The following is a 7,402-nucleotide window of genomic DNA, read 5'->3' on the forward strand; positions in this document are numbered from 1 at the left end:
CCCCAGCACCAGGCCCGCCAGCTCCGCGTGGCCCGGCCTCTGCCCGAACGCCGCCCCGAAGATGGCCGCCCACAGCGGCATGCTCCCCACCACCAGCGCCGCCACCCCCGAGGGCACCCCCAGGTTCTGCGCCACCGCGATGCCGCCGTTGCCCAGCACCAGCAACAGGAAGCCCGTCACCGCGCCCGCGCCCCACTGACGCAGGCCCGGCCCCGGCTGCCCCCTCAAGCGCAGTCCGGCGAACAACAGCCCGCCCGCCAGGAGGAAGCGCATCCCCGCCATCCGGAACGGCGGAAAGCCCGCCAGCGCGAACCGCATCGCCAGGTAGGTGGACCCCCAGATGACGTAGAGCGCGAAGAGGCTGAACAGCAGGCGGCCCCGGTGGGGCGCGGACTCGGCTATGTCGGAGGTCGCGGTCGCGGTCGTCACGGCGGCGGCTTCTAACCCCCACCACCCTCCAGGGCGATGTGCGCTTTGCCGTACCCGCCGCCCCACGCAGGCCGGAGAACCAGCGCCCCGCCTGCCTGCCCTCCTGCACACCCCTCCCAATTGAATGCCCGGGGCGTCCCTTTTAGAATTCTACAGGAGGCATGGAGACCCGGAGGGCGGGCCGACGGCTTCCGGAGCGTGAGCGGGAATGCCCGACGAATTGGGTGAGCGCGAAAAGGAAGTCCTCCGAGCCGTGGTGCAGGAGTACATCACCACCGGCGGCCCGGTCGGCAGTCAGCAGCTGACGCGTCGCGGAGAGTTCGACGTGTCCTCCGCGACCATGCGCAACGTGCTCGCCGACCTGGAGGCCCTGGGCTTCCTGGAGAAGCCCCACACCTCCGCCGGCCGCGTGCCCACCGACCGCGGCTACCGCTTCTACGTGGACACCCTGGTCAAGCTGCGCGACCCCGCCCCCCGCGACCGCGAGCTCATCCACGCCGGCCTCGTCCACGAGTCCAACCTGGACGACATCCTGTCGGAGGCCAGCCGCGTGCTGCACTCGCTCACGCGCCATGCGGGCGTCGTCCTCACGCCCCGCGCCGACGCCGCCGTGTTCCAGCGCATCGAGTTCCTGCGCCTGCGCGAGAACCGCGTGCTCGCCGTGCTCGTGGGCCAGAACGGCCAGGTGCACAACAAGGCCCTCACCGTGGACTTCCCGGTGACGTCCGACGAGCTCATGAAGGCCAGCAACTACCTCTCCGAGCTCCTGCACCAGGTGCCCCTGGAAGAGGCCCGCGAGCGCATCCGCGCGGAGATGGACCAGGAGCAGGCCCTCTACAACGCGCTCACCGCCAAGGCCCTCAAGCTGGGCGCCGCCGCCACCGACCTGCAGACGCCCGAGCGCGTGCTGATTGAAGGCACCGGCTCCTTCCTGGAGCAGCCGGAGTTCGCGGACGTGGAGCGCATCCGCGCGCTCTTCCGCGCCCTGGATGAGAAGCACAAGCTGCTGCACCTGCTGGACCGCGTGCAGCGCACGAAGGAGATGCACGTCTTCATCGGCGCGGAGAGCGAGTTCTCCGCCGCCGGTGACGTCACCGTCATCGCCAGCCCCTACGGCACGGCGGAGGCGGTGCTGGGCACCGTGGGCGTCATCGGGCCCACGCGCATGGACTACCGGCGCGTGATTCCCCTGGTGAACTTCACCGCCCAGGTGCTCTCCAGCGTGCTGGAGAAGGTCTGACGAACGCCCCCTACTGCGGCGCGGGCGCGTAGACGCGCAGCGCCGCGGGGGCCACCTCGAAGCGCATGGGCGTCGTGCCCACGTTCTCCCCGTCCGCGTTCACCTCCATGGGCGGATCCGTCTCCACGACGAGCCGCGACGTGTGCAGGTGCACGACGGACTCGTGCTCCAGGTGCGCGCCGCTCCTCATGCCCAGCGCCACGCGCGCCAGCGTGGCCACGTCCTGCAGGTGGCCCAGCCCCGTGCGCTCGCCGCCCTCCTCCATGGAGGGCGCGGTGATGGCGTAGACGTGGAAGCGGCGGTCGTCCAGCGTCGCGTCCGGCGCCACCATGTTCCCCGCGCCGTGGTAGCGGCCGTTGCCCACCACCAGCTGGAGCGCGTCCACCTCCAGCGTCTGGCCGTCCGCCTGGAGCCGGACGTGGAAGGGCTGCAGCGTGCGCATCTCCGCGGCGGCGGCCATGGGGTAGGCCAGCTTTCCGGCGCGCTGCTTCAATTCCTGCGTCAGCCGCTTCGCGATGGCGGTGGTGAGCCCCAGGCTGGCGGCGTTGAGGAAGGGCCGCCCGTTGACGAGCCCCACGTCCACGCGCGCCGTGTAGCCGCCGGCGATGACGTCACACGCGGCCTCCAGCGTGTCCGGGATGCCCATCGAGCGCGCGAAGTCGTTGCCGGTGCCCAGCGGCACCACGCCCAGCGTCACGTCGCGGCCCATCAGCGCCTGCGCCGCGCAGCTGATGGTGCCGTCGCCTCCTCCCACGAGGACGCGGCGGGCGCCCTGGGCGATGGCGTCCTCCACCACCTTTCGCAGCCGCTTGGGCCGCGTCAGTGCGTGCGCGGCCATGAGCGGGATGCCGTGGGCGGCCAGCAGCTCGCGGGCGTCTTCGAAGGCGTCGCGCCCCGAGCGGGAGCGCGTGTTCACCACCAGGACCGCGGGCCCTTCATCCAGGTGACGAAGGCGCGGAGGCGCGTTGAGTGCGGGTTCCAGAGGAAGCCTCGGCTTTCTGTACGGCGTCTCCAAGCTGCGCACGACGGGGCGCGCGCACCAGCGGCACCCGAGCGGAAAGGGCAGGGCCTCTGTCCATTCCCCAGCGTCGTCCCACCGCATGCTTCCGCGAATGGACAGGGGTAGGGGGCCAACGGGTTCCCTCCCTGGGGAGGCGTGTTCACCTTCCAGGCGACGCGGACTCCATGCCAGGACCCGCGCCGGGACCGTTCTCCAGGAGGGTGATGATGGCGCGTGGAAGCAAGGACAAGTACTCGGCGAAGCAGAAGCGCATGGCCGAGCACATCGAGAAGGGTTACGAGAAGAAGGGCACCAGTGAGAAGACCGCGGAGGCCCGCGCGTGGGCCACGGTGAACAAGCTCACCGGTGGCGGTACGAAGGGTGGCTCCGGCAGCAAGGCGAAGGCGGCCCGCCGGCGCCCCGCGGCCCGCAAGAACGCGCGCAAGGCCGGAAGCGTGGGGGGCAAGCGCCGCGCCGCCACCGCGAAGAAGACGACCTCCAGCCGCAAGAGGGCCGCGCCCGCCCGGGCGAAGCGCACCACCACCGGCCGCAAGGCCACCTCGCGCACCGGCACCGCCGGCAAGCGCTCCACGGCCCGCAAGAGCACCGCGCGCCGTAACACGACGCGCAAGTCCACCGCGTCCCGTTCCCGCGCGAAGCGCGGCGGTTCGCGCAAGTAGCGTTTCAGCAGGGCTCCACCGGTGGCCACGAGGTCGTGGCCACCTTGGGGGCCTTCAGCGCGACTCCTCGTCCTTGGAGGTGTCGCGCGACGCCGCGTCCCAGGGCCAGGCCTCCGGGTCCTCCTCCAGCCGGCGCAGGAGCTCCGCGGGGTCCTTCACCAGCGTGCGGCAGCCGGCGGTGCGCAGGTCCTCCGCGCGGAAGCCCCCGCACAGCACGCCCACGGACGCCAGGTGCAGCTTGCCCGCGGCGAGCGCGTCGTAGGGCGTGTCGCCCACCACCACCACCGTGGCGGGGTCTGGCTTGCCCAGCTTCGTCATCGCCGCCTCGAAGATGTCCGGGTGCGGCTTGCTCTTGTCGACCTCGTCCTTGTTCGTCTTCGTCTCGAACAGGCCGTCGATGCCGCACAGCTCCACGTAGCGCTTGAGCTCGTCGTCCTTGGCGCTGGACGCAAGGGCAATCTTGCGGCCGCGCTTGCGCAGCTGCTGGAACAGCTCCTTCACGCGCGGGAAGGCGCGCACCTTGGGCAGGAACTCGCGCTTGAAGAGCGCGGAGCGGTACTCGTCCAGGTCCTTGCCGAAGCGCTCCAACTCCTCGTCGTTGAAGAAGACGGGCAGGAGCTGGTCCGAGCCCTTGCCAATCTGGCTTCGCACGTGGGCGAACGGGATGTCCCGCCCGAACTCGATGAACGACCGGCGCCAGGCCTCGGCGTGTTCGTCCACCGAGTCGATCAGCGTTCCATCCACGTCGAAGATGACGTTTTCGACCATGCGCGGCAAACCTCCGCCGCCCAAGGTGGGGCTGGGGGGCGGGCCGGTCAACCGTCCGTGGGCGACTTCGGTCCACTCTCCTGCGCTTCGCTGTCCACGAGTGTCCGGGTCTGCACGCTGTATCCGTCCGGAGCGGCGGGGGTGAAGGCGTCGTTGGGCAGGGACGTCTTGAGGTCCACCTTGGACAGCACCGTCTCCCCCTGCTTCTCATTCCCCAGCCAGCGCGTGAGCTTCTTCGGCACGCACAGCCCCAGGGACGCGTCGCAGTGCTCCTCCTCCATCCGCACCTCGCCCTGGGTGCCGTCCGGCGCGCGCGTCCGCTTGGCCAGGAAGTCCAGCGAGGGCCAGCGCAGCACGTACGTCACCTCCAGCCCGCCGGCCGCGTCGCCCTCCAGCGCCATGGACAGCTCCACGGCCTCCTTCGCCTGGGGCAGGCCGGTAACGCGCTTCGCCTTCGCGCTGCGCAACAGCAGCGGCGCGCGGAAGCCCTCCGGGACGAAGGGGGTGAAGATTTCGGTGAGGAACGCGGACAGCTTCTCCGCAGAGACCTGGGACGTGAAGGTGGTGAACTGCTTCGCCGCCTCCACCTGCTCGTACAGGTGCTTGCCGTCCCACCACACCTGCCGGGCCTGGGGCGCGGACACGGTGCCGCGCATCTTCTGGGGCGCGCGGTACGCGAAGCTGAAGCCCGCGGACACGGAAGCCCCTTCCGTCTGGGTGCCCTCCAGCTGGTAGGCCAGGAGCTTCGCGTCGCGCGCGGCCAGCTTCTCGCGCACCTGGGCCATCAGCTCCGCGTCGTTCGCGCCTCCGGACGAGGACGAACGGCAGGCGAGGACGCACACGAGGGGCACGAGGAGGAGGGCGCGCATGGGGGGAAATCCAGGGGCTGGAAATGGAAAAGGCCCCGCTGTTCCCAGGGGGCCTTCGGACTGCCTCGGTGAGGAGGCAGCTTGGGACTACTTCACCGCCACGCCGGTCGCGGAGGAGCTGGTGATGCCGATGATGGTGCCGAACAGGGCGAAGATGCCGTGACGGGGCGTGGTGGAGGCCGACTTCAGGTCGACCTTGGAGGCGCCCATGGCCTTCGCCTCGGTGATGAGGAGCTTGTTCACCACGGTGTCCAGGTCGCTCTGGACGATGTCGATGATGTGGAAGATCGCGGTCAGGCCCAGCGAGCTGCCCTGGATGACGGCCACGGCCTCGCCGTTGGCGGCGATCTCGGAGCCGGAGACGACGGCGGACTCGACGCTGGTGCAGCCCACGAGGGAGGCGGCGGCGACGGCGGACAGGATGAACTTCTTCATGTTTATCTCCCCAACTGGCGGTGGCTTGGACGGTGGCGGGACGGCCCGGACGGGCGCCCTGCCGTTCGGTAAAACCTCAAGCGGCGCGGTTCGTAGCAGAAGGCTTTTTCAAGTCAAGGACCCGGGGCGGAGTAATCCGAGTTGTGTTTGACACTTCATCCGCCGGGCGGCGCGGAACCGGTCGCCCCGCTCGCGGACGTGAGGCATCTTCGCGCATGCATCCGGCTTCCCTCCCACGTCCCGCCCCGGCCCGCGTCTGGCTGCACCTGCTGTTGTTCGTGGTGACGCTGGGGACGACGTTCCTCGCCTACCTGCTGCTCTTCGGGCGCTCATTTCCCTTCAGCGGGGCGGGCCTCTTGGCCGAGGACCGGACGCAGGCGCTGTTCTTCAGCGGGTCGCTGCTGGCCATCCTGGGCTCGCACGAGATGGGCCACTACGTGCTGGCGCGGTGGCACCGGGTGGACACGTCCCTGCCGTACTTCATCCCGCTGCCGGTGCCGGGGAGCCTGGGCACGCTGGGCGCGGTCATCCGGCTGCGCGGGCGCATCCCCACGCGCAACGCGCTGGTGGACATTGGCGCCGCGGGGCCGCTGGCGGGCCTGGTGGTGGCGCTGCCGCTGCTCTACTGGGGGCTCCTGCACTCCACGGTGGTGGACTCGCCGCCGGTGCCGTCCGCGTTCCCCGGTGAGTCGTCGCTGTGGGTGCTGGGGCAGGAGCTCCTGCACTGGGTGATGGAGAAGGTGACGCAGGCGCCGCCAGCCATGGCGCCCGTGTACACGAGCCACCAGACGCTCTTCGGGGACAACCTCATCATGAAGGCGCTGACGTGGCTGGCGCTGGGGCCGCTGCCGGAGGGCAAGGACGTGGTGGTGCACCCGGTGGTGATGGCCGCGTGGTTCGGCCTGCTGGTGACGCTGCTCAACCTGCTGCCGGTGGGACAGCTGGACGGCGGGCACCTGACGTTCGCGGTGCTGGGGCCCAAAGCCCGCTGGGTGGGGAAGGGCGTGGCGGCGGTGCTGCTCTTCCTCACCGTGTTCGTCACCGCGTCGTGGGGCCTGTGGCTGGTGGTGGCGAGCAAGGTGGTGGGCTTCGGCCACCCGGAGGTCCTGCGGCCGGAGGAGCCCCTGAGCCGCTCGCGCAAGGTCATCTGCGCGCTGTGCCTGCTGGCGCTGGTAGGGTGCGCGATGCCCATCCCCCTGCGCGAGGTGTGGTCATGAAGTACCAGTGCGAGAGCTGCGACCGGCTGGTCAAGGTGGAGACCTACTCCCTCGAGGGGGGAGTGCTGGCCGTGGTGTGCCCGGCCTGCGCGGCGGTGACGCGGGCGGCGCCTTCGGTCTCCGCGGCGGTGGCGGTGCCCTCGGCGGAACCGGTCGCGGTGCCCGTGCCGCCCGCGCGGCCCAGCCTCACCGCGCTGCGCGTGATTCGCACGGACGCGCCCGTCGTGGCCCCGTCCGCGCTGGACGGTGACCCCTTCCAGTCTCCGCCGGGCCACTGCCCCAAGTGCGTGGCGCCCATGCGCGAGGACGCCACGTCCTGCGCGGCGTGCGGGCTGGTCTTCGCCAACTTCATCCCGGACGAGCACCAGCCCTCCGGCGTCCTGGCCCAGGAGTGGCACGCGCTCCTGGAGACGTGGCACGACTGGGACGCGCACGACCGGCTGCTGTCCCAGGCGATGGGGCGGGGAGAGCTGGCCATGGTGGGCCGGCTGTACCGCATGCGGCTGGCCCGGGCGCCGGACGACGCCCAGGCGCTGCGCGGCCGGGACGAGGTGGTCCGCCGGGTGACGACCGCGGTGCCGCTCACCTCGGACGGACCGTCACCGGCGCTGGGGCGCAAGGTGAAGAGCATGGTGATGGGCGCCGTGCTGGTGGTGTGCCTGGCGCTGATGCTGGTGCTCTTCCAGGTGATGCGCGGGGCGTTCTAGGCGGGAAGGGCACCGGGGGCGCTGGCCGGCCCGCTTGCCCGGCGGGCGGGAGACAGG

9 protein-coding genes are annotated in these 7,402 nt (G+C 71.0%); 4 read left to right on the forward strand and 5 right to left on the reverse strand.

Annotated features, from left to right (window positions below; translation table 11 throughout):
- Positions 1 to 429 (reverse strand): EamA family transporter (locus tag D7X55_RS32080; protein WP_147470284.1); only part of this gene is annotated, 429 nt, incomplete at its 3' end.
- Positions 430 to 637: 208 nt separating this feature from the next.
- Between D7X55_RS32080 and hrcA the strand changes: the two genes are divergently transcribed.
- Entirely contained in the window at positions 638 to 1,669 is a 1,032-nt protein-coding gene (gene hrcA, locus D7X55_RS32085; protein WP_120551652.1) for a heat-inducible transcriptional repressor HrcA, read from the forward strand.
- A 10-nt stretch (positions 1,670 to 1,679) separates the two neighbouring features.
- On the opposite strand, the gene D7X55_RS32090 is transcribed toward hrcA, so the two are convergent.
- Positions 1,680 to 2,735, reverse strand: a complete 1,056-nt coding sequence (locus D7X55_RS32090; RefSeq protein WP_306437756.1) for a lipid kinase — start codon at positions 2,733 to 2,735, stop codon at positions 1,680 to 1,682.
- Positions 2,736 to 2,893: 158 nt separating this feature from the next.
- Between D7X55_RS32090 and D7X55_RS32095 the strand changes: the two genes are divergently transcribed.
- Positions 2,894 to 3,349 (forward strand): transcriptional regulator, encoded by a 456-nt coding sequence (locus tag D7X55_RS32095; protein WP_233610202.1) that lies wholly within the window; start codon positions 2,894 to 2,896, stop codon positions 3,347 to 3,349.
- Between the two features lie 54 nt (positions 3,350 to 3,403).
- Here the strand turns inward: D7X55_RS32095 and D7X55_RS32100 are convergent, their stop codons facing one another.
- The 3 genes from D7X55_RS32100 to D7X55_RS32110 form a co-directional block, all read right to left on the reverse strand.
- Positions 3,404 to 4,117: an HAD family hydrolase gene (locus D7X55_RS32100; RefSeq protein ID WP_120551651.1), complete on the reverse strand. Its 714-nt coding sequence runs from the start codon at positions 4,115 to 4,117 to the stop codon at positions 3,404 to 3,406.
- A 47-nt stretch (positions 4,118 to 4,164) separates the two neighbouring features.
- A complete protein-coding gene (locus D7X55_RS32105) occupies positions 4,165 to 4,986 on the reverse strand; it encodes a hypothetical protein (RefSeq protein WP_121725051.1) in 822 nt (273 codons plus the stop codon).
- Between the two features lie 87 nt (positions 4,987 to 5,073).
- The gene (locus D7X55_RS32110) at positions 5,074 to 5,421 is read right to left on the reverse strand and encodes a hypothetical protein (RefSeq protein ID WP_120551649.1); all 348 of its coding nucleotides are present in this window, start codon (positions 5,419 to 5,421) and stop codon (positions 5,074 to 5,076) included.
- A gap of 215 nt (positions 5,422 to 5,636) precedes the next feature.
- On the opposite strand from D7X55_RS32110, the gene D7X55_RS32115 reads away from it, so the two are divergent.
- Positions 5,637 to 6,638, forward strand: coding sequence for a site-2 protease family protein (locus D7X55_RS32115; protein ID WP_121725052.1), 1,002 nt, complete (start codon positions 5,637 to 5,639; stop codon positions 6,636 to 6,638).
- Complete coding sequence (locus D7X55_RS32120) at positions 6,635 to 7,345, forward strand: hypothetical protein (RefSeq protein WP_120551647.1); 711 nt, start codon at positions 6,635 to 6,637, stop codon at positions 7,343 to 7,345. The genes D7X55_RS32115 and D7X55_RS32120 overlap by 4 nt, the downstream gene beginning before the upstream one ends.
- Positions 7,346 to 7,402 lie beyond the last annotated feature (57 nt).

The organism is Corallococcus sp. AB049A (assembly GCF_003668885.1).
Taxonomy (GTDB): domain Bacteria; phylum Myxococcota; class Myxococcia; order Myxococcales; family Myxococcaceae; genus Corallococcus; species Corallococcus interemptor.

Bases quoted from the DNA above. Each gene is read 5' to 3' on its own strand.
- D7X55_RS32100 (WP_120551651.1), bottom strand. From the start codon at position 4,117: ATGGTCGAAAACGTCATCTTCGACGTGGATGGAACGCTGATCGACTCG.
- D7X55_RS32105 (WP_121725051.1), bottom strand. From the start codon at position 4,986: ATGCGCGCCCTCCTCCTCGTGCCCCTCGTGTGCGTCCTCGCCTGCCGT.
- hrcA (WP_120551652.1), top strand. From the start codon at position 638: ATGCCCGACGAATTGGGTGAGCGCGAAAAGGAAGTCCTCCGAGCCGTG.
- D7X55_RS32115 (WP_121725052.1), top strand. From the start codon at position 5,637: ATGCATCCGGCTTCCCTCCCACGTCCCGCCCCGGCCCGCGTCTGGCTG.
- D7X55_RS32095 (WP_233610202.1), top strand. From the start codon at position 2,894: ATGATGGCGCGTGGAAGCAAGGACAAGTACTCGGCGAAGCAGAAGCGC.
- D7X55_RS32120 (WP_120551647.1), top strand. From the start codon at position 6,635: ATGAAGTACCAGTGCGAGAGCTGCGACCGGCTGGTCAAGGTGGAGACC.
- D7X55_RS32110 (WP_120551649.1), bottom strand. From the start codon at position 5,421: ATGAAGAAGTTCATCCTGTCCGCCGTCGCCGCCGCCTCCCTCGTGGGC.